General features: G+C 65.8%; 19 protein-coding genes and 2 pseudogenes. 10 read left to right on the forward strand and 11 right to left on the reverse strand.

What is annotated here, in order from left to right; all coding sequences use genetic code 11:
- Positions 1-5 precede the first annotated feature (5 nt).
- The 5 genes from ABT313_RS00510 to ABT313_RS00530 all read right to left on the reverse strand — a co-directional run bounded on the left by ABT313_RS00510 (position 6) and on the right by ABT313_RS00530 (position 3,047).
- A complete protein-coding gene (locus ABT313_RS00510; RefSeq protein ID WP_350847099.1) occupies positions 6-320 on the reverse strand; it encodes a hypothetical protein in 315 nt (104 codons plus the stop codon).
- Between the two features lie 17 nt (positions 321-337).
- Positions 338-1,609 (reverse strand): CHAT domain-containing protein, encoded by a 1,272-nt coding sequence (locus ABT313_RS00515; protein WP_350847102.1) that lies wholly within the window; start codon positions 1,607-1,609, stop codon positions 338-340.
- 133 nt (positions 1,610-1,742) lie between these two features.
- Positions 1,743-2,204, reverse strand: coding sequence for a hypothetical protein (locus tag ABT313_RS00520; protein WP_350847104.1), 462 nt, complete (start codon positions 2,202-2,204; stop codon positions 1,743-1,745).
- Positions 2,205-2,221: 17 nt separating this feature from the next.
- Positions 2,222-2,728, reverse strand: coding sequence for a hypothetical protein (locus ABT313_RS00525; protein WP_350847107.1), 507 nt, complete (start codon positions 2,726-2,728; stop codon positions 2,222-2,224).
- 88 nt (positions 2,729-2,816) lie between these two features.
- Positions 2,817-3,047 (reverse strand): cytochrome P450, encoded by a 231-nt coding sequence (locus ABT313_RS00530; protein WP_350847109.1) that lies wholly within the window; start codon positions 3,045-3,047, stop codon positions 2,817-2,819.
- Between the two features lie 316 nt (positions 3,048-3,363).
- Here ABT313_RS00530 and ABT313_RS00535 point away from each other — a divergent pair, with 316 nt between their 5' ends.
- From ABT313_RS00535 to ABT313_RS00545, 3 genes are all read left to right on the forward strand, one after another.
- Positions 3,364-6,660, forward strand: a complete 3,297-nt coding sequence (locus ABT313_RS00535; RefSeq protein ID WP_350847111.1) for a hypothetical protein — start codon at positions 3,364-3,366, stop codon at positions 6,658-6,660.
- Positions 6,661-6,976: 316 nt separating this feature from the next.
- A complete protein-coding gene (locus ABT313_RS00540) occupies positions 6,977-7,294 on the forward strand; it encodes a hypothetical protein (protein WP_350847113.1) in 318 nt (105 codons plus the stop codon).
- A 33-nt stretch (positions 7,295-7,327) separates the two neighbouring features.
- Positions 7,328-7,864, forward strand: a complete 537-nt coding sequence (locus ABT313_RS00545) for a phage integrase central domain-containing protein (RefSeq protein ID WP_350849879.1) — start codon at positions 7,328-7,330, stop codon at positions 7,862-7,864.
- On the opposite strand, the pseudogene ABT313_RS00550 reads toward ABT313_RS00545, so the two are convergent.
- From ABT313_RS00550 to ABT313_RS00560, 3 genes and pseudogenes are all read right to left on the reverse strand, one after another.
- Positions 7,819-8,307, reverse strand: a pseudogene (locus ABT313_RS00550) (IS21 family transposase); the annotation flags it as partial. The gene ABT313_RS00545 and the pseudogene ABT313_RS00550 sit on opposite strands and share 46 nt — an antisense overlap.
- Positions 8,308-9,179: 872 nt before the next feature.
- Complete coding sequence (locus tag ABT313_RS00555; protein ID WP_350847115.1) at positions 9,180-9,761, reverse strand: hypothetical protein; 582 nt, start codon at positions 9,759-9,761, stop codon at positions 9,180-9,182.
- Positions 9,751-12,891 (reverse strand): RHS repeat domain-containing protein, encoded by a 3,141-nt coding sequence (locus ABT313_RS00560; protein ID WP_350847117.1) that lies wholly within the window; start codon positions 12,889-12,891, stop codon positions 9,751-9,753. The genes ABT313_RS00555 and ABT313_RS00560 overlap by 11 nt, the downstream gene beginning before the upstream one ends.
- Before the next feature lie 489 nt (positions 12,892-13,380).
- On the opposite strand from ABT313_RS00560, the gene ABT313_RS00565 reads away from it, so the two are divergent.
- Positions 13,381-13,938: a hemerythrin domain-containing protein gene (locus tag ABT313_RS00565; RefSeq protein WP_350847119.1), complete on the forward strand. Its 558-nt coding sequence runs from the start codon at positions 13,381-13,383 to the stop codon at positions 13,936-13,938.
- 164 nt (positions 13,939-14,102) lie between these two features.
- Here the strand turns inward: ABT313_RS00565 and ABT313_RS00570 are convergent, their stop codons facing one another.
- Positions 14,103-14,756 (reverse strand): hypothetical protein, encoded by a 654-nt coding sequence (locus ABT313_RS00570; RefSeq protein WP_350847121.1) that lies wholly within the window; start codon positions 14,754-14,756, stop codon positions 14,103-14,105.
- A 128-nt stretch (positions 14,757-14,884) separates the two neighbouring features.
- Here ABT313_RS00570 and ABT313_RS00575 point away from each other — a divergent pair, with 128 nt between their 5' ends.
- From ABT313_RS00575 to ABT313_RS00590, 4 genes are all read left to right on the forward strand, one after another.
- Entirely contained in the window at positions 14,885-15,328 is a 444-nt protein-coding gene (locus ABT313_RS00575; protein WP_350847123.1) for an Hsp20/alpha crystallin family protein, read from the forward strand.
- A 46-nt stretch (positions 15,329-15,374) separates the two neighbouring features.
- Positions 15,375-15,647, forward strand: a complete 273-nt coding sequence (locus ABT313_RS00580) for a hypothetical protein (protein ID WP_350847125.1) — start codon at positions 15,375-15,377, stop codon at positions 15,645-15,647.
- Between the two features lie 160 nt (positions 15,648-15,807).
- The gene (locus tag ABT313_RS00585) at positions 15,808-16,068 is read left to right on the forward strand and encodes a J domain-containing protein (RefSeq protein WP_350847127.1); all 261 of its coding nucleotides are present in this window, start codon (positions 15,808-15,810) and stop codon (positions 16,066-16,068) included.
- On the forward strand, positions 16,058-16,282 hold the full coding sequence (locus ABT313_RS00590) for a hypothetical protein (RefSeq protein WP_350847129.1): 225 nt from the start codon (positions 16,058-16,060) through the stop codon (positions 16,280-16,282). The genes ABT313_RS00585 and ABT313_RS00590 overlap by 11 nt, the downstream gene beginning before the upstream one ends.
- A 16-nt stretch (positions 16,283-16,298) precedes the next feature.
- Here the strand turns inward: ABT313_RS00590 and ABT313_RS00595 are convergent, their stop codons facing one another.
- Together ABT313_RS00595 and ABT313_RS44680 are read right to left on the reverse strand one after the other, a co-directional pair.
- Positions 16,299-16,571, reverse strand: a complete 273-nt coding sequence (locus ABT313_RS00595; protein ID WP_350847131.1) for a hypothetical protein — start codon at positions 16,569-16,571, stop codon at positions 16,299-16,301.
- A 46-nt stretch (positions 16,572-16,617) separates the two neighbouring features.
- Positions 16,618-16,737: pseudogene (locus tag ABT313_RS44680) on the reverse strand (efflux permease Rv1217c-related protein); the annotation flags it as partial.
- 346 nt (positions 16,738-17,083) lie between these two features.
- On the opposite strand from ABT313_RS44680, the gene ABT313_RS00600 reads away from it, so the two are divergent.
- Positions 17,084-17,515, forward strand: coding sequence for a CBS domain-containing protein (locus tag ABT313_RS00600; protein ID WP_350847133.1), 432 nt, complete (start codon positions 17,084-17,086; stop codon positions 17,513-17,515).
- A gap of 16 nt (positions 17,516-17,531) precedes the next feature.
- The gene (locus tag ABT313_RS00605) at positions 17,532-18,821 is read left to right on the forward strand and encodes an ArsB/NhaD family transporter (RefSeq protein ID WP_350847136.1); all 1,290 of its coding nucleotides are present in this window, start codon (positions 17,532-17,534) and stop codon (positions 18,819-18,821) included.
- Positions 18,822-18,824 lie beyond the last annotated feature (3 nt).

The raw sequence follows: 18,824 nt of genomic DNA on the forward strand, positions 1-18,824 counted from the left end.
TGTTGTCACTCGGCGGCCACCTCCATCCGCCAGTAGGCACCGCAACCTTCCTCGTCCGGAGGAGTTCCCTCGTGCGACTTGGGGCAGGTGCAGAGGATGACGGCCTGCTCCCCGTCGCCGACGGCCGGTGCCGACGGACCGGAGTGCGTGGTCCGGGTGTACGTCTCCACCCAGTCGTAGGTCATGAAGGTCGAGCAACGCGGACACTTCCCGGCGAACCGGATGCCGCGGGACGTCTCCGTGACCTCGCAGTCCGCCGCAAACGTCTCTCCGTACGTGGCCAGACTCACTTCGGCGTACTCCTTGCACTGCTCAGTCATTTGCCATCTCCCGCCTGTCACGGTCCGGTGTGGGTGAAAGGTGTCCATTGGTGCGGCCACTCGGGCGCCGAGTCCCTGAGGGCGCGGACCGCTTCGTGCAGCGCCGCCGGAGCGAGGTCCGGTCGGAGTTTCCCGTCCGCGGCGATCTTGCGGTAGATGCTCGTGAAGACCTCGCTGGTGTGCTTGTCGTTGACCGACCACAGCGTCGCGACCACGTGCCGGTAGCCCAGGTAGTGCAGCGCCGCCGCCAGCGTGATCGCCTCGTCGAGCAGATCGATCCCGCCGATCGCGGTCTTGCACGCCGACAGCCCGGCGAAGTCGCCGTCGAACTGCTCGGCGGTCAGATCCGCGATCGTCAGCATCCCGTCGGTCAACCACACCCCACCTTGCGAGGGATCGTTGAGGTCCTGATCGCCATGACAACTGAAGTGCACCCACCGATGCCGACCCAGCTCCTGCCGGACCCGCTGCCGCGTCGCATCCGCCTCCGGAAGCGTCGTACTAAGCTCTCCCGGGAACAGCTCCTGCAACACATCCCGCTCAGCCTCGGTCTTGAGCGGCACCTGCCCCTCGGCGTTCCCGACCGACACCAGCAGCATCCGGTCCGGCTCGCCGGCCGGGGTCGGCATACGACGCCGCGGGTCGCGCGCGTCGAGCAGCGCCCGCAGCGTCGGCGTGTACGACGAGACCACGCGATCCAGCACGGTACGACGCGCCTCGACGGGGTCCGCGTGATATCCGGCCGTATGCAGCGGGAGCACCGTGAGCGCGCCGGTCGGGCACCACCACAGCCGCGGCCAGGTAGACACATCGCCGGCCGGCGTCCCGTCGTACCCAAGCTCCGCCAGCACCGGCCCCGCGATCGTGTCCCACATCCACGCCTGCAGCTCGGTCAGCATCACATCGACCCTGTCCTGCGCGCGGGCGACCTCCTGACTCGCCCGAGCCATGCGGCGATCCCCTGCGTGTCCGGGGTCGGCGGCCGCCGCGTCGTACGCCGCGAACAACGCTTTTTCGGCGGTCTCGACCTCGCGGAGCGTGTCGAGGTACCGATTCGCCCGCTCGGACGCCGCCTCGAGGGTCAGATCCTCCAGCTCGATCGACTTCACCCCGTCGGGCCGGACCAGCAACGCGTCGCACCGCCACCGGCTGACATTGATCACCGCCACCGGCCCGCGCTCAGCCGCTGGCAACAGATCCTCCACCCGCGGCGGCCGCAGAAAGTCCTGAAACCCGTCGAGTTCCCGAACCTGCCCCACCAGCCCGTCCCACTCCAACGCCAGCGCCATCCGCCGATCATTCGGATTCTCGGCCCCGGTCCCCACCGTCATACGTCCCCGCTCCCCGGCCGCCCCCTTGCGACCTCGTAACCGTCAGTGAGTATGGCACTCCACGCCCGACCCGGCGACCCCTCGTCGAAGGTCAGCCGGTCAGCTCACGCCGTACGTCCTGCATCCGCTCAGCAAGCGCAGGTGCGACCACGGCCAGCGCTGAGAGATCCGTACAGCGATTCAGGATCCCCGCCCAGAGCACCGCGCGACCCGCGTCGCTCATCGCCAAGGCCTCGTTCGGTTTCCCGGCAGCCAGGCCGACGCCCAGCGCGGTTTGACCAAAATCTGCGGCCGCGACAAGCCGAAACTCCCGGTCTCGGCGACTCACCCCAGGCCACGCGATCACCTGGAGCAGCTCGAGGGTTCGCCGCCCCATGTCCTGACGCAACGCGTCTTTCGCCTTGTCCGGCAGAGATTCGACGATCGCGGCGTCGCTCGCCAGATCCCGACGCAGGCGTGCCGCCGTCCTCAGCGTCGGTCCAAAGACGGCGGCCAGCAGTGTCGCAATCGCAGGTACGACCAACGTCGACGCGAGCTCAAGCACCTTGTCCATGCCGACGGAGCGTAGTACTAGCGCTCACATAGCCTGTCCGCGATGGCCCGCCCGAGCGCCGATGCCGCGGACCTCTCCGCTGAGTACCGCCCCTCCGGCAGACGAACCGGCTGCTCGCCGCGGATGCCAATCTCCCAACTGACGGTCCACTCTTCAAACGATGTTGAGACTCGCTCGATGCCAACAACTCTGCAATGGGTGATCTCGCCAAGCGGGATGAAGCGGGCGTCGATTGTCGGCGTCGGCTCTCTTCTGCCGGAGCCATCCAACTCCCAGTCTGCAATCGCATTGGTCACATCTACAGCGATCAACCCAAAGCCGGTCAAGGCGGCGTACTTCCACGACGTAAACGGGTCCCGCTCGTCTCCTCGACTCGAGACCTTCACCGAAACCGCGTGGTCGATCTTGTGCTCACCTAACAGCGACGCGACGACCTGGATCACCACGTGCGGGGGATCAAGGCTCTCCCCTGGGCCTCGCACCGACTTCGCTGCGATCTGGACTTGTTCACGATTGATATCCATCATCTCCCCCTCGACCACCTATCGGTGCCGCGCCGGTCAGCGTTACGCGTCTATGGAAGCCTCCAGGTGACGAGCATGCGTTCGGGGCCTAGGGTCGACAGGCCGGGTTCCAAGTGATGTCGTCTTCGGCGGTGAGGCTAAGGCCGGGTAGACGGGTCAGAAGGGCGCCGAGGGCAACTTGGAGTTCCATTCGTGCGAGTGGTGCACCGAGGCAGTGACGAGCGCCATATCCGAAGCCGACGTGGGATGCTTCCCGCCGTCGTACGTCGAGCTCCTCCTCCACCGCGCCAAGGATCAGATCCAGATCTGCCCGCAGCACCGAGAGCTCGTTCGGGTGTGAGCAGTTGGTAGACGAACTTAGGGCCTTCGTCTCGTGGCCCGGCGATCAGCAGCGACTTCACCATCATGCACAACGAATCGGCGCAACGAACGACCGCCACGGCGGTCACGGCCAGGTGCAGGCACCGCGCGGCCTCGAAGAATCGGCGGTGCTTGTGCACGGTCGCGGTCAGTCCGAACCCCTTCCCAGCGACACTCGCCCACCTGGTCTGGCCGAGTCGCCGGCAAGCCGCTCGGCGCGTAACGCGAGTCGCTCCGTAGCGATGTAGTCACCGTCGGATCCGGGGGGTGGGATGATGAAGGTCTGGACGTTCGTGCGGATCGTCTTGGCAGTGGCGGGCGTCCTGGTGATGCTGGCCGGATTCGAGTATGTGAGCAGCATGCTTAGTCAACCGGACGCGCCGGGCCCGCAGGTTCTCGATCGTGCGGGCGAACCATGGGTGAAGGCGGCCGATCCGTCGGACGAGGCGGACCAGCTCCGGGAAGCGGCGAAGCGGAGCGCAGCGAACACGCTGACCGTCAATGCCTCGATCACAGTAACGCCACCGAACTCGGACAACGCGGACGGCGAGATCAAGCTGATAGCGACCATCGAGGGACCGGTCACGGACCCCTTGATCCAGGCTGTTCGCGCCGGTCGGGCCGATGACCGCGGCGATGAGTTAGCAGAGTTCGTCGGAGTCCGGCCCACGATCGACAGATACCTTGATTTCGGCGATCCGGTGTTCACGGCCGACGCCAAGAACGCAACCATACGCATCGAGGCATTAGGCCTTGCACCGGCCGATGATCGCATCAGCCTGACTGTGGACGACGGGCAGGACCTGTGCACGAAGGTGGTCAAGCGGACGATCACGGTCGTCGGCTCCAGCTTGCGCGTCGCCGCCGCCACAGCATCTCCGACCGATGTCTCCGCCTGCCGGACCGTTGGACGGTGGCAGGAGCAGGCGGACGGCCGCGCCGTCTTCGAGGGTGCAGGCACAGCTCATCTCCAGCTTGTTCCGGCCAGCGCCTCGGAGGCCGATCCTTACCTCCGCCCGCGGCCGCTCATAGGCCCCGGCAAGGACCTTTCCGGGCTTTTCTCGCGCATCGGCTTCGCGGGACTGACCGCAATCCCTCTGGTGTTCGCGTGGGCTCGCCTGCGGCCGCCCCGCGAACAAGGTTCGGCCGGTTCACTCCGCCGGTGGGCAGTCACCGACCTGCTCGGTACACGCGCGGGGACGGTCGCCGGGCTGCTCCTCATGCTGCACGTCCTGATCGCGCTGGGGATGGCGGTCTCGGATCTCCTGTCGGCCGTGAACCAGCGCCTCTTCTGGTCCAACGACAGCCCCAGCTGGCTCGGCCTCAGTCCTGCGACGGAACTCGGATCCGCCGTACTTCTCGTTCTTCTGGCATTCGTCTGGCGACGGATCAGCCTGCGCCGCGGGCTGGACGGCGTCCGGCGGACACCCCGGGCGTCCGGCGACGTCGGGCGGCTCGTACTCGGCATCGTCGTCGTGCTGGGGACCACGATTCCCGTCTGGTGCGTCACCCTGCGGACCTGGTCGTTCGACTACCCGCCGCCACCACCGGGGTATGCGGAACAGCCCGCCTGGTGGCAGACGCAGCCGGGATTCTTCGTGCTGATTCTTGTCCTGCTGCACGGAGCCGCGCTGACCGGTCTCCTAGTGGCCCGGGGACGGGGCAGAACCGGACGAACCGTGACCGTCGCCGTCCTGATCGCCGCCGCGGGCATCTTGCTGGTGATCGAGCAGGGAATGGCCTGGATCCCACCGGACGACGGGTCCGCACCCTCAACCTGGCCTGGCTGGCTGGCGGACGGCGCCGGCACCCAGGCGATCGCTCTGGCGTGCTTCACTCTCGTGCCTGTCCCGATCCTTGCCGTGATTCTGCGACGCGGTCGGACAGCAGGACAACTGCTCGACCGCTTCACCTCACGTGGGCAGCTGATCGCAGCGCTCGTGCTCGGACTCGGCTCGCTGCTGGCGATCATCTACGGCTTCGCCTACTTGTTGCTTGGGGCACCTTTTCTGCTCTTCGACTCCTCGCACTGGTCCTGGCTGAGCACCGAACCCACCTGGAGCGCGTGGTACGGCGGGTTGACCGGCCACGTCGTCGCCCTCTACCTGGCAGTGCTGGTCTCGGTTTTTGGCGGCGCGCTCCTGGGCCGTGCAATGCGTCTCGGTCGTGGCGCGGCCACAACGGTCTGCGCCGGCATCGTCCTCGTGATGGTTCTGCTTTTGATCGCGCCGGCCACCTGGCGGGGCGGACTGATCGCCAACCCGATCGGCATGGTGATCCCGGTGATCGCCGGTGTGCTGATCTGGCTTGCGATCGATCGCCTGGTACGGCACGTTGTCAACGCCGATCCACCTGAATCCTGGCGCGCAATTCGCCCCCGACTCCGGCGATTGCGCTTCCTGCGGTTACCTCTCGCTGCTGGGCTGTCGATTCCATTCACCGTCTACGGGGATCAGGACCAGCCTCCGTTCGCGTGGAGCGACTTCCAGACGCTTGCCTCCTCGCTCGACCAGACGCTGCGTGTAGTCGTACTGATGATCTTGGTCCTGGTACTGCGGCGGCTCGGGTCGCCGGCCGGCGACGGCGCAGCCCGGGGGTCGCGGGAGCTTCTGCGATCTTCTGCTCTCCTGATCGCTCTCGTCGGTCTGCTCACTCCTACCGTCAGTCTGGCGAAGCTACCTATTTCATTCCTGATCGGCTGGCTGCTATTCGAGCTCTGGCTCTTTCCCAAGCCTGCCGACGCAGACGCACGGCCCGAGGTTGGCCGGTCGGCCCAGCGCGCCGCCGGCGACGCTGTCCGGACGGTGGTCCATGAAACGGTTATCGCCCGTACCGACAACGCGCTGGAAGCCGATCTCCGCAAGAAGCTTGCGGAACCCTCGGCTGAGCCTGGCGAGCACCTCCGGCGGGTCACGGAGCTGGCCATGACGCCGAGCAGGCCGACGCGAGCGCAACTGCGTCGCGCTCTGTCGTCCTACGACGGGACCAGCCCGTGGGACCGCGCCCGTCAGTTCGCGATCATCGCCTTCGTGATCGGTCTCCCGTGGACCGTGCTGGACAGTGCCGCGGTGTTTAACACACTGATGGCGGGCGGACAGTTCAGGATGCTCGACGCCGTCGCAGGCGTACTTGTGATCCTGCGATTCGCGCTCGCCGGCCTCGTCCTGGGTGGAGCCTATCCGTTGGTTCGAGGAAACACCGGCCTCGGCAAGGGAATCACCCTGTTCCTCAGCATGGCCGGTCCTGCGCTCTGCATTGCTCTGCTTCCGAACCCACGTACGGAGGACGCTCTGCAGAGCGCGCTGCTCCAGGTGGTCCAGCTCCTCCTGTTCGGCATCGTGCTCGGGCTGACGGCCGACTTCATGGTCCTGCGTCGCCACGGCTACGGCCTGCGGCAGCTTCGTGAACTCCACCGAATGAACGTCGTCACCGCGTCAGCCTCAACGTTGGCCGTCGCTCTACTGACCGCGGCAGCGACTGCCGTCGGAGCCGGCGCGGCGGGCGTCTTCGTCGGCCGGGTACTCGCTCCTCCACCAGCGGTGCAGCCGGCCCAATCCGGTCAGGGCGGGTGATCCAAGTGAGCGGTGAGCGTCAGGGGTCTGAGATGCGGCCAGGACTGGGCGGGCTCAGCTTGAGGCGGTCCGGCGCGTCGAGCCGGCGGTGGAGACAGAATTCCAGTCCACGCAGCTTCGGGGTCCCGAGGCCGCGAGGTGGAGATGGCTAGCACTTGACCAGTACCAGTAGCGCATTCATCCACTTCCGCCTCGGCACAGGTGAGCACTCGGAGCGACCACCTTCCGCCCGCTGAGCTCGCTCGCTGCCCCGGCCACTCGTCCCCGCCAAGGCGCCTCTTTACGCACCTCAATCAGCGCGAGAGGATGGTGAGCAATGAGAAGCAATGTGCACGATACCGACCTCGAATCCCTTGCCCGCAAGAGATTTCGATCGTCATCGACAAATGAGGATCATGCTCAGCTGGAAATCAGCGGGTTCGGGGTTCGAGTCCCTGGCGGCGCACAAAAGCCCAGGTCACAGCGTGGCCTGGGCTTCTTCATGCCTGCAGGACACCTTTTATTCGACGCTTTCAGCCGCCACGTCTCTCTCGCCGACCGGATGTGCGGACTTCATCTCGTCGTGACTGTGCGTCACATCACACGTGTGCGCGACATGTCCGACTCGCCGACCTCCGCAACCGCCGAGCGTTGAACAAGCAACGCTCACACCGGTTGGAGGCACCACATGCCGAGAACACCACTGCCCATCGGAACCTGGGGAGAGATCTCCACCAGGCCCCTCAAGACCACCAAGAACCACAAACCCGCCAAGCACCTGGCCCACGCCAGGTTCCGCGACCACGACGGCAAAGTCCGCGCCGTCACCGCCACCGGCACCACCAAGACCGCCGCCCGTACCGCCCTGTGCCTCAAACTCCAGAACCGCGCAAGGACCAACCACTCCGGCGAACTCACCGCGGCCCACAAGGTCAATGACCTCCTCGACCTCTGGGAGCGAAGGTTCGAGAACCTGGTCGCCGACGGCACACGCTCACCCACCTCACTCGCCACCTACCGGCGCGCCCTCAAGAACCATGTCCGTCCCGCCATCGGCGAACTCCATATCGGCGAAGCCACCACCCAGCGCCTCGACACCGTCCTGACCACGATCAAGAACCATGCCGGCGCCGCCACCGCCAGAACATGTCGCGCCGTCATCTCCGGCGCCATGAAACTCGCCGTCCGGTACGGCGCCCTCACCGCCCAACGCATCCTCGAATAGCACGCCGTCGTCACCAGCACCGGCCGCGATCCTGATTGTCCGGCGCCCAGCGGAATCAACGCCGGCGGGAACCACAGGTCGCACTGCGCCCGATGGCCCGGATCGTACTCGGTGCGCGAGGCCGGATCTGGCGGCAGATAGTACGGCCGCAGCGCCCGGACCCGTTCCTTGAGCACCGTCAGCCCATAAGACCACTCGATCCGCTCGGCGATCACCGTGGCCGGCATCGTCGGCGTCTCCTGCAACAGTTGCCGGATCCGTGGCTCCACCGCGTCCACCGCCGACCCCCTCGCCGGCCGCGAGTACGCAGGCGGGCTATCGCTGGCCAACGCCCGCCGAACAGCGTTCCGCGAGATCCCCAGGTTCCTCGAGATCGCCTTGATAGCCATCCCCTCCGACCGGTGCAACCGGCGGATCTCAGCCCAGTCTTCCACTGTCATCACCCTTCACAGGGTCACGCAGGGGTTCATTTTCAGCCGCCGATAAAGGGTCAGTCTTCACCCGACCTCGACACAGTCATAGCTGTTGGTGTTTTGACTCAGGGCCGGAGAGATCAATGTCTGCGCTCAGGCGATTGCCGTCCGTGGTGGGCCCATATCACTAGTCCAACGAAAACAGCCATGCCGACCAGCAGGCCCAGGCCGGCGCCCATCAACCATCCGCCAAATATTGCGCCGACGCCACCGCCGGTGAGTGCACCAATGCAGCTAAGGCGAAGAGTGCATCCATGCCACGGCCGCCCCACCCGAAGTCCCAGTACAACTTGCGAAGGTGCGGCCGCGACATGTCTATCACCATCTTTGTGGAATTGCGTTGTCTAGTCGATTCCGAACCTATAACCGTCTCCCAGACGGCCCCGTAAACCGCTGTTCGGGGGCTCCGGACGTGGCCACTGTGCACATACCTGGTTCGGAGACGATGGATTCGGCCGCGCTTCACATGCCTTGCCTCCTTGCGCGGGCCAGTTCAAGCTGACCGGATGCTGTCCGAGCTTGGCGTGCCGCACGCCTGCGTGCGGCGAAACGAGCGTCTGAGCCGGCCTTACGCGCTCGACGGCAAAGAGCATACGTATGCAACAACGCCTTCATATACACAGCAACCGATTCCTCGCCGAGGGAAGATCTGAGGCGAGAAGCACAGGAAATCCGCGACTGCCGATCCCGCCGCCATGTCCTTCGAATCGACGATAGTAGCGAACGACATCGATGATTCGTCGGGACCCAGCGAGGTAGGTCCCGACATTTGACGTCAGTCAGAACCCGTGCACCGGCGAGCGTGGGACATCGGACGCCTGGAGAGCCCGCCGGCAACACGTTCAACCGTAGATCATTGAGACAACTAGCAATACGAGCCATCCTCCGCCGACTATCACCTCGGGCACGGACGGCCGCCTCCACTGTCGCTGAGGTAGGTCGGCCGCCGACTCGATGGTTCCGGTTCGGTTGGCCACAGGTTGGATCCGCAACTTCCACGCCTTGTCGTTGTGTGTCAATTGCATCCACAGAGATGTCTCAAGGCCCCAGCATCGAAGCATTCGCCCATTGGCGCGAATCCGGACATGGCGCGCCGTCGTATCAACCTCCGAGATCGCCTCACGCGGCACGATGACCGTGGAGATGGGGTTATAAACGACAATTCGAGCAGGTTCGACTTGCACATGCGGATACCAAAACAGAGCCATACTGGCAATGCCGACCAGTGCCATGAGGAGCACCATTACGACTGATTCCGCCCAGGTTGCACTCTCACTCGGTGGCACTGAACTCCACAATTCGAGCGGGTCATTGAGGATCCAGATACCGAGCAGGATTGCCTGGATTACCAGTCCGGCTACCATATTGACGCGATTCCGTACGATCAATCGGTCCTGCGTACCGCTTTTCCCATCAGTCGTCACCGTACCTGCCTCTGTTCCGCGTCCAGCCATTCTGGTATGCGGTCATCATACCGCCGACCTCTGCCTGAGCCTTGTAATAGGCGAACTTGTACCTAACGCTGCGGCCCCGCCTGAAGTACCTGCGCAACGCTGTGGTCCTTGCGTGCCTCGCTCTGCTGTACCGCATGTGTTTCGCGTACTTAGAGAACATCCCCAGCCTGCCCAGGCCATACCCAACCCCTGCTCCGACCCCAGCCCAGATGGAATTCACCAAGAGTTTTCGCCGAAAGCTACGTCCATGGAACGAGCCAGCGTCCGAGCGGGCTGCGATGGCCCCAGCGACAAGGCCGGCGGCAAGGCAGACACCGAACGACAGGGCGACGCAGACACCGAAGGCCGCCACTCCGCTGACAATCTTCGCGATCTTCCAAAACTTCTTACCCCAGCGACCATCGAGGTCGTTCTTGTTGACGGGATCCGTCGGATAGGTGTACGCGTTCGAATTGCCGCCGGCGACCGGGTCGAGCGAGGCGAACAGACCTGTTGCGGCGTTGTACAGGCGAACCCCCATCAGAACCAGCCCTGCACCCGACGCGGCTCGTTGCTTCCCACCGAGCCAGCCATAATTGAGCACACCTGTGCCGGCAGTGGCTGTGGCGTTGCCATATTCGTCGTAGTTGTTCCAGCCGTCGATCCCTCCGGCGAGTACGCCACTGGCTGGGAGGCTAACGGTGGTAACTATGTCGCCGCGTGTGTTGGCGAGGGTGAGGTCAGCGGCGCCTGCTTGGTCGACTGTGAGGGCGAGGTCACCTCCGATCAGTTCGGCGTAGCGCTGGGTGGTGGAACCCTGGGTGACCCAGGTTGGATTGTCGGAGGTATCGGTGTAGTGGCGAACTGTCTGGGTTGAGCCAGAGCCATTCGCCACCGTCTCGGTAGTGCGTCGGTCCAGCGCGTCGAGAGTGAAGGTTGTGGTGGTGCCGCCCTGAGCGATCGAGCGTGCCAGGTCATTGTCGTAGTAGCTGAGGGCAATGTCACCGTCGGTCGGCCGGGGTGCATCTGATGCAGGCAACGCCGTCGCGCGACCGAGGGCATCGTAGGCGTAGTTACCGACTCCATTGGCACCAGTGATCGGGCGATCCGCTGAGTCGAAGGTGCGAGTGACGGTTGTGGCTCCGGCGGTGGTGCAAGAGCCGTCAGCGGCTCCGGGCGCAGCGGCCTTGGTGAGGCGGTTGTCGTTGGCGTCAAAGCCGTAGGTACGGGTGACGCAGGCCGGTGCCTGCGCGGGGTCCTCGACGTCGACGCCGGAGGTTGTGGCGGTGCGGTCGTTGACTTGGGTGAGGCGGCCGGCGTTGTCGTAGGTGTAGTGGCGGTCGTAGGGGATGGCGCCGCCGGTTGTGGTGGTGAAGGCGTTGCCGTCGGGGGTCCATTCGTGGGTGACGCGGCCGGTGACGTCGTTTTGGAGGGACCAGGACAGCCAGGGACCGTTGGGGTCGACGGTGGTAGATCCGTCGGGGTTCAGGGTGGTGACTTGGCCGGTGTAGCTCAGGCCGGAGGGTTCGCCAACGTTGTCGAGGTCGGTGTTCTGGGTGACGCCGCCGGGGAGTTTCTGGGTGATGAGTGTGCCGTCGGAGTCGTAGGCGCCGGTGGAGGTCCAGGTGGAGCCCGCGCTGGTGACGTCGACCTTGGTGACGATGCCGCGGTGCTCGGTTTTGCCTGCTGCGTCGGTCCCGTCGTAGGTGTAGCTGGTGGTGCCGTTCGGGTCGGTCACGGTGGCGACGTCACCCGCGGCGTTGTACACGGTGGTGGTGGCCGCGTCACCTGACGGCTGGTAGGAGGTCTGACGGCCCCAGGCGTCGTAGCCGGTGGTGACCGTGCTGGCGATGGTATTGTCGGCGTTCCTCGCCGTGACCACGGTCGGCTGGCCACTGGCGGCGTCGTAGGTGGTGGTCTTCTTCGTGTTCGGTGTCGACCCGGTTAGACCGGTGACGGTCGTTGCGGATGTGTCGGTACGGCCGTCGGTCAGGTAGGTCGTGGTGGTGGTGCGACTAACGGTGCCGGAGGTCTCGGTGACGGTTTCCGGCGACAGCAGGTAGTTGAAGGCTGTGGTTGTTGTTGAGGGCAGGCTCGGTCCGGCGTTGGGCGCGGCTGCTGGGTAGGTCTTGCAGACCAGCCCTGCCCATTGCGGCTTGCTGCCGCACTCCGGGGACCCAGTGGTGTTGACAGCTGTCGTGTAGTAGACAGTTTTCGTCGTGCCCGCGTCGGCGCCGTTCGACTTCGGTTGCCGGGTCTCGATCACGCGGCCTTCAGAGTCGTAGCGGGTGAGCTTGACAATGTCGCCGGTGCTGTTGACGCCGTTGAGGTCGACGTCAGTGATGGTCTTGCCGGGCAGGTTCCGGCCCCACCCGTCGGCATCACCCGCTATTGGGGCGTTGTAGTCGGTCAGGGTCTGGCCGGCGGTCTCGAGATCGGTCAGGGTGCCCGGGTCATAGGCGGACGACGTCTCGGTCGTGGGCAGCCGGAAGGGCAGGGATGTGTCCGGGTTGATGTCGCCGTTCGGCGCGCCGTCGTCGTATTTCGTGTGGGTGTGCGGGCGGACCCAGCCGAGCGTGCCGTTCTTGAGCGCTGCCCAGCGGGCCGGGCCATAGGTATCGGTGACGAGCGTCCCGGCCGCGGTAACGACAGTGCCGGCGTTGTTGGGGATGTCGGCGTTGTAGGCCGTGATGGTTGCCAGCTGGTCGGCCGGAGCGCTGGTGTCGATGACGGCGCGCAGGGCGCGTTCGTCGAGCTGGCGGACGATGTTGCCCTGGTCGTTGTAGTCGGTGGAGGTGTACTGCCAGTCCCCGGCGCCGTACTTGGCGGTGTTGATCGTGTAGCCGGCGGCGTCGGTGTATTGCAGGTCCGCGTACTGCCAATCATCCGAAGTCGGTGCGCCGCTGAGTGGGTGGTCGGGGCCGAAGACCGCGAAGCCGTTGGTGGGCACGGCTTTCTGGTTCCAGTTGGCGACCTGGGTCGCCGACAGGTCGGGCAGTCCGGTGCCGGAAAGCGGCACGTCGTACACATACTTGCCCAGGGTCGCGGTGCCGCCGGTCGGGTCGCCGGCCGGCCGGTCGCGGGTGACCGTGTCGAGCTTCTCGCGCTGGTCGACGGTCACGTATTTGAACTGGAACGGACCTGTCCGGCGGGCTTGACCGAGGTGAGGTGGTTGGAGGCGTTGTAGGTGTACTCGGTCGACAGCCCCGACCGCGGGCGCAGCGAGCGGCGGGGCCAGGTACTCGTCAGAGGCTGACCGTGGCGTTCCGTCGCCGCCCGGCGATCCGTTGTACTGCGTACCGCTGCTCGTCGGCGTGCCGCTGCTGGCCGTCGCGCTGGCGCCGCCTGCTGCCAACGCGCGGGTGAGGCGACCAGCGACGACCACCAGGCCGTACGACGGCGGTACCAACGGTGAGGGGATGGCCTGGTCGAGGCCGGCGGCCGCAGCATTTCTGCCTCGCAACAAGGACTTACCGAAATGGCACACACTGCCGTACCACCAAGGAGATCAGCCGACCGGTACCCGCTGCGAAACACGCGAATCTCTGTCGTAGCAGTGCATGCGAGTCGGGTACCAGCAGGGCACCACACAGTGCGAGAGGACGATGAGATGCCCGGCGATGTTGTTGATCTGATCATGCAGGACCACCGCGAGGTCGAGCGGCTGTTCGACGAACTCCAGGAGAATCCGGAGAAGCGGGCGAACCTGCTGCCGGTGCTGACTACCCTGCTGACCGCCCACAGCCGGGCGGAGGAAGCCGAGGTCTATCCGGTCGCCGCCGCCGAAGCCGGCGAGAAGGAAGAGGTCTCGCACAGCCAGCAGGAGCACATCGAGGCCGACCAACTGCTCGCGAAGCTGGCCGAGACCGATCCGACGTCGGCCGCGTTCGACGAGGCGCTGCAGAACCTGATCGACGCAGTGTCACATCACGTCGAAGAGGAAGAGACCAAGGTCCTGCCCGGTATGCGGTCAAACTTGTCGGACGAGCGCCGTACCGAGCTCGGCGAAGCCTTCGTTGCCAGCCGCAAGCAACACCTCGGCGAACAACCCGGTGACATCACCCGCGACCAACTCGCGCAGCAAGCGAGTAACGCCGACATCGCAGGAGCCTCCGGCCTACCCAAGGACAAGCTCCAGCAGAGGGTGCAGGACGAAGCAGAACTCTGACGATCGCACGGCGGTACACAAGACCGCCGCAGTAGAGCGCTTCGCGCCGGACGGCACACGGCCAGGCCGAGTGCAGCCAAGCTCGAAAGCCGGGTCTCGACCTGGCGGCCGGGACTGGGTCCGGCGCGAAGCCGTGGAACGAGGCGGCGATCGGCGACCCGACCTTATGGCGCAGGATCCTGCGTCCTGGTCTTGTGTTCGTCGCGTAGCTGGTCGGTGGTCGTGTTGATGTCGGCGACCTGCCCGGCCAAGGTGGGGTTGCTGTTCTCAAGCTGTGCTCCGGCCTCGGCCAGCGGCGCCAGCAGTGCTGAGGTGTCGTTGTCGCCGAGTGCGTGCAGAAGCCGGTCGACGCTTTGCTGGGCGTCGGTGTCGAGGTCGTCCAGCGCAGTGATCTGTACGGCGAGCCGGCGCAACTGGGCCGCGTTGTCGCGGGCCCATCGAGTGACGGCACGTTCGCCTGCGCGGCGGTCGCGAGCCGCTTGCACCCGCTGCTCGCCGGTCATGTCCGGCTGGTCGGCGCTGTGGGGATTGAGTCGCAGATAGCGGCGCTCGGCAGCCTGCCTGCTGGCAACACCGAGCGCGGGAGCAAGCTCCGCCCAGCTGACGCCCTGCTCTCGCGCTGCACCGATGAGCAGCGGCTCCCAGGCGGCGAGCCGATCCTGCACCGCTCGCAGCTCGACCAATGCCGCGACAACGTCGGCCGCGCTCGCGGTGTGTCCGGGAACCCCGTCGGCGAGATGCCGAACCATCTCTTCCACTGCGGCCAGTGCGGCTGCGACCGGCGTCGCTGCGGCGTCCAGCTGGTCGTCGTCGGCCACTCTCTCACCTCATCAGCCCAGCGTCAGCGATTGGATGACATCGACACTTGTCATCGTTTGGATGACATGTTATACCGGAGGTGCGTATTGACACCACAGTTGACTTGATGCCACAGGAGGTGCAGACGATGTTGATGCGCACAGACCCGTTCCGCGAGTTCGATCGGCTTGCCCAGCAGGTCTTCGGGAACCAGACGCCGGGCACGTGGTCACGGCCGACCGCGATGCCGATGGACGCCTACCGCCAAGGCGATCAGTACGTCGTTTCCTTCGATCTTCCCGGTGTCGCACCGGACGCGATCGAACTCGACGTCGAGCGCAACGTGCTCACCGTGAAGGCCGAGCGCAGGCCGCTCGAGCTCGGCGACGGCGTTGAGATGCAGGTTGCCGAGCGCCCGCTCGGCGTGTTCTCCCGGCAACTGTTCCTGGGCGACACGCTGGACCCCGACGGGATCGAGGCCCGCTACGAAGCCGGCGTACTCACCCTGAGGATCCCGATCGCCGAACGAGCCAAACCACGCAAGATCTCGATCGCGAGCACCGACAACGATCGCAAGGAAATCAACGCCTGAGCAGGCACCGGTGACAGGGCACGTTGTTGTCGATGGGGTGAGATCGATGACGGTGGACACACAGCAACTCGACGAAGCCTTCCTCGACCTGACGCTCGCCGATGACGAGCTGCTGCGGGCCGAGTTCGACGCCCTCATCGCTGCCAGCTGGGAATCGCCGTCCCAACCGCCGCTCGACAAGCATTGCCTGCCCAGCCGTGGGCGCCCGGCGAGGCCGCGCCCGCTCCGGGTACGCCGAGGGAACAGTGCGCCCCGGCCGGTGTTGCCGCGTCGAACCCACGGCCGGGCTCGCGGGCCTCCGCGGCGCCGGAACAGCTGACGAACCTCGATTTCTCGGGTGAGAGGAGGTGACCCGCCGTCACTCGACACGAGTCCTGACCTGCGGTGCGGCCGCCCGCTCAGTCACACCCCGACTGTGCGGGCCGCCGCACCCCCTTAACCCGACGATCAAGCTTCAGCCGTCAGAGGCGGTGAGCACAATGGCCGAACCTGTCACGCAGCAACCAGACCCAGATCCGTACAACGTGCTCGGCGTGACTGCTCAGGCGTCGGACGAGGATCTCGATCACGCCTTCCGCGCACTCATCCATCAGCACCACACCGAATCCCGCGCGCCGGGACCGGAACGTCACGCCGACGAACGCTTGCAGGAAATCCTCACCGCTTACGCGACGCTGCGCGATCCAGTCCGTCGCGCCGCCTACGACCGCATCTTGACCGAGGATCATCATGGCCGTTGACGACATCGAGACCTACTGCGAAGACGGAATCTGGAAGACCCGCTGGCGCAACTGCGACGAACCCTTCGCAGCGGGTGGCGGAAGGCAACGCCAAGCCAGTCAGGGTGCGACCGTGGCCTGCTGGTACGGCGTCGACCACATCATCACCAACCCAGACGGAACGATCGCCGAGCACAACTCCTACCGGTACCGCCGAGAGTACGAACCCAGCTGACAAAAATACCGGTGGTTCAGCGTCGCGCCGTCGTGTTCCGACCGGTCACCGTGGATGCGACGACGCCCAGAACTGCGGCGATCACGATGGCCACGAGCCAACGCACCCAGTCGACGCCCGAGCTGCCGTTGCCGCCGAACGCGGTGTAGACGAACCGCTGTTGTCCCCAGCGGAGGCTGCCGACGTGGGTGGTGCGGGCGAGGTCGAGGACCCACGGGGCAAGCTTGAGGCCAGGGCCGAGGAGGGCGAGGAAGGTCGCTACGGCGTACGCCGCCGAGGCCGCGAGCACCGACGACGATCAGGACCAGCCCGGCCGCACCGGCGACCACGTGTGCAGCCAGCCATCGGAGCCTGGACAGCGTACCGGCGAGTCGAGGCTCGAGGCGTCCTTCGGCCTCTTCAGAGCGAAGGGCACCCACAGCTTGGACGACGTATCCGCCGGCGAGCCGGCCCACGGCCGCGGGCCGGTGATCCAGATCGCGAAGGCGATCGGCCGACGCTGCAACCATGTCGCGCGCGCGTGACCCGCTTGCGCCCGTCGCAGGGAGCAGGATCAGGCTCCACAGGTAGCCCTCGCGACATGCCGGTCCCCACTCGGGCCTGTTTGCCCCAGGCCCCCGCCATGGGAGAGGGTGGGGGACGGAGCGCCGGGAAGTCTGGTCGGCAGTGCCCGTCCCTGAGCGGGGTGCGGGCTGATCAGCGACCCCGGAGGAGACGGCATGAGAACGCTGGCAGAGCTCCGGCCGGTTGCGTGCCGGCGGCTGCTGGGCGTCGTATCGTGCAAGTGTGCACGGAGATCAGATGGCCGAGGAGTTTCCGGTGGTCAGCCTGGACACGGACGCCCTGGAGGCCGTGTCGCTGCTGGCGACCCGTCGGCTGCCGGGCCTCATCGTCGTCGACGACAAGGGCCGCCCGCATTCGGTGCTGCCGGCCTCGCAGGTGGTGCGCTTCCTGGTGCCGAGCTACGTCCAGGACGATCCGTCGCTGGCGAGAGTGATGGACGAGCCGTTGGCCGATCAGGTCGCGAGCAAGCTGGCCGGTCTGACGGTCCGCAAACTGCTCCCGTCCGAGCCGGTCGAGCTACCGGTCGTCAACCACGACGACACCGTGATCGAGGTCGCGGCGATCATGGCCCGGCTGCGTTGTCCCTTGGTCGCCGTCGTGAAGGACCACGAGATCGTCGGGGCGATCACCGCGTCCCGCCTGCTGGAGCTGGTCGTCTCCACGCAGTGAACGTCGGGGCGGTCGCATGACCGCGATCGCCCTGATCGTCTTTCTCGCCGCGTACGTCCTGATCGCGACCGAGTGGACGCACAAACTGCTCGCCGCCCTCGGCGGGGCAGGCATCCTGTTCGCGCTCGGCGTCACCGACCCCGACCACGCGTTCTACTCGCAGGACACTGGGATCGATTGGAACGTCATCTTCCTGCTGCTCGGGATGATGATCATCGTCGGCGTGCTCCGCCGTACGGGCGTCTTCGAGTACGTCGCGATCTGGGCGGCCAAGCAGGCGAAGGGAGCGCCGTTACGGGTGATGATCCTGCTGACGATGATCACCGCGATCGCGTCGGCGTTCCTCGACAACGTGACCACGGTGCTACTGATCGCGCCTGTCACACTGCTTGTCTGCGACCGGCTCGGAGTCAACCCGGTGCCGTTCCTGATCGCCGAGGTGATGGCCTCGAACATCGGCGGTGCCGCGACGTTGATCGGTGATCCGCCGAACATCATCATCGCCAGTCGGTCCGGGCTCACCTTCAACGACTTCCTGATCCACATGGCGCCGCTGGTCGTGATCGTGCTCGTCGTCTTCACCCTGGTCCTACCCCGGTTGTTCAGGGGCTCGTTCGAGGTCGACCCCGCCAAGGTTGAGAACGTCCTGCGGCTGAACGAACGCGAAGCGATCCAGGACACCCGGCTGTTGATCAAGTCCGGCGCGGTCCTGCTCGCGGTGCTCGTCGGGTTCGTCGGGCATTCGGTCTTCCATATCGAGCCGTCCGTCGTGGCTCTTCTCGGAGCCGGGTTGCTCGTGCTCATCTCCGGAGTACCGACCAAGGACTACATGGGCAGCGTCGAGTGGCAGACGCTGTTGTTCTTCGCCGGTCTGTTCGTGATGGTCGGCGCCCTGGTCAAGACCGGCGTCATCGGCAACCTGGCCGACCTCGTCGGGGACGCGACCGGCGGCCGGCCGTTACTTGCCACGATGCTGATCCTGGTCGTGTCCGCCGTCTTGTCCGGGATCGTCGACAACATCCCGTACGTCGCCACGATGAGCCCTGTCGTCCAGGACCTCGCCAAGAACGTCGCCGACCCCGCCCACGCGCATGCCCTCTGGTGGGCTTTGGCTGCCGGCGCCGACTTCGGCGGCAACGCGACCGCGGTCGGCGCCAGCGCGAACGTGGTCGTCATCGGCATCGCACTACGTGCCGGAAGCCCGATCAGCTTCTGGGAGTTCACCCGAAAGGGCGTGGTGATCACCGCGATCACCATCCTCGTCGCCGCGCCGTACCTGTGGCTGCGGTACTTCGTCCTGTCTTGACCG

It is taken from the genome of Kribbella sp. NPDC000426 (genome assembly GCF_040300265.1).
Classification (GTDB): Bacteria; Actinomycetota; Actinomycetes; order Propionibacteriales; family Kribbellaceae; genus Kribbella.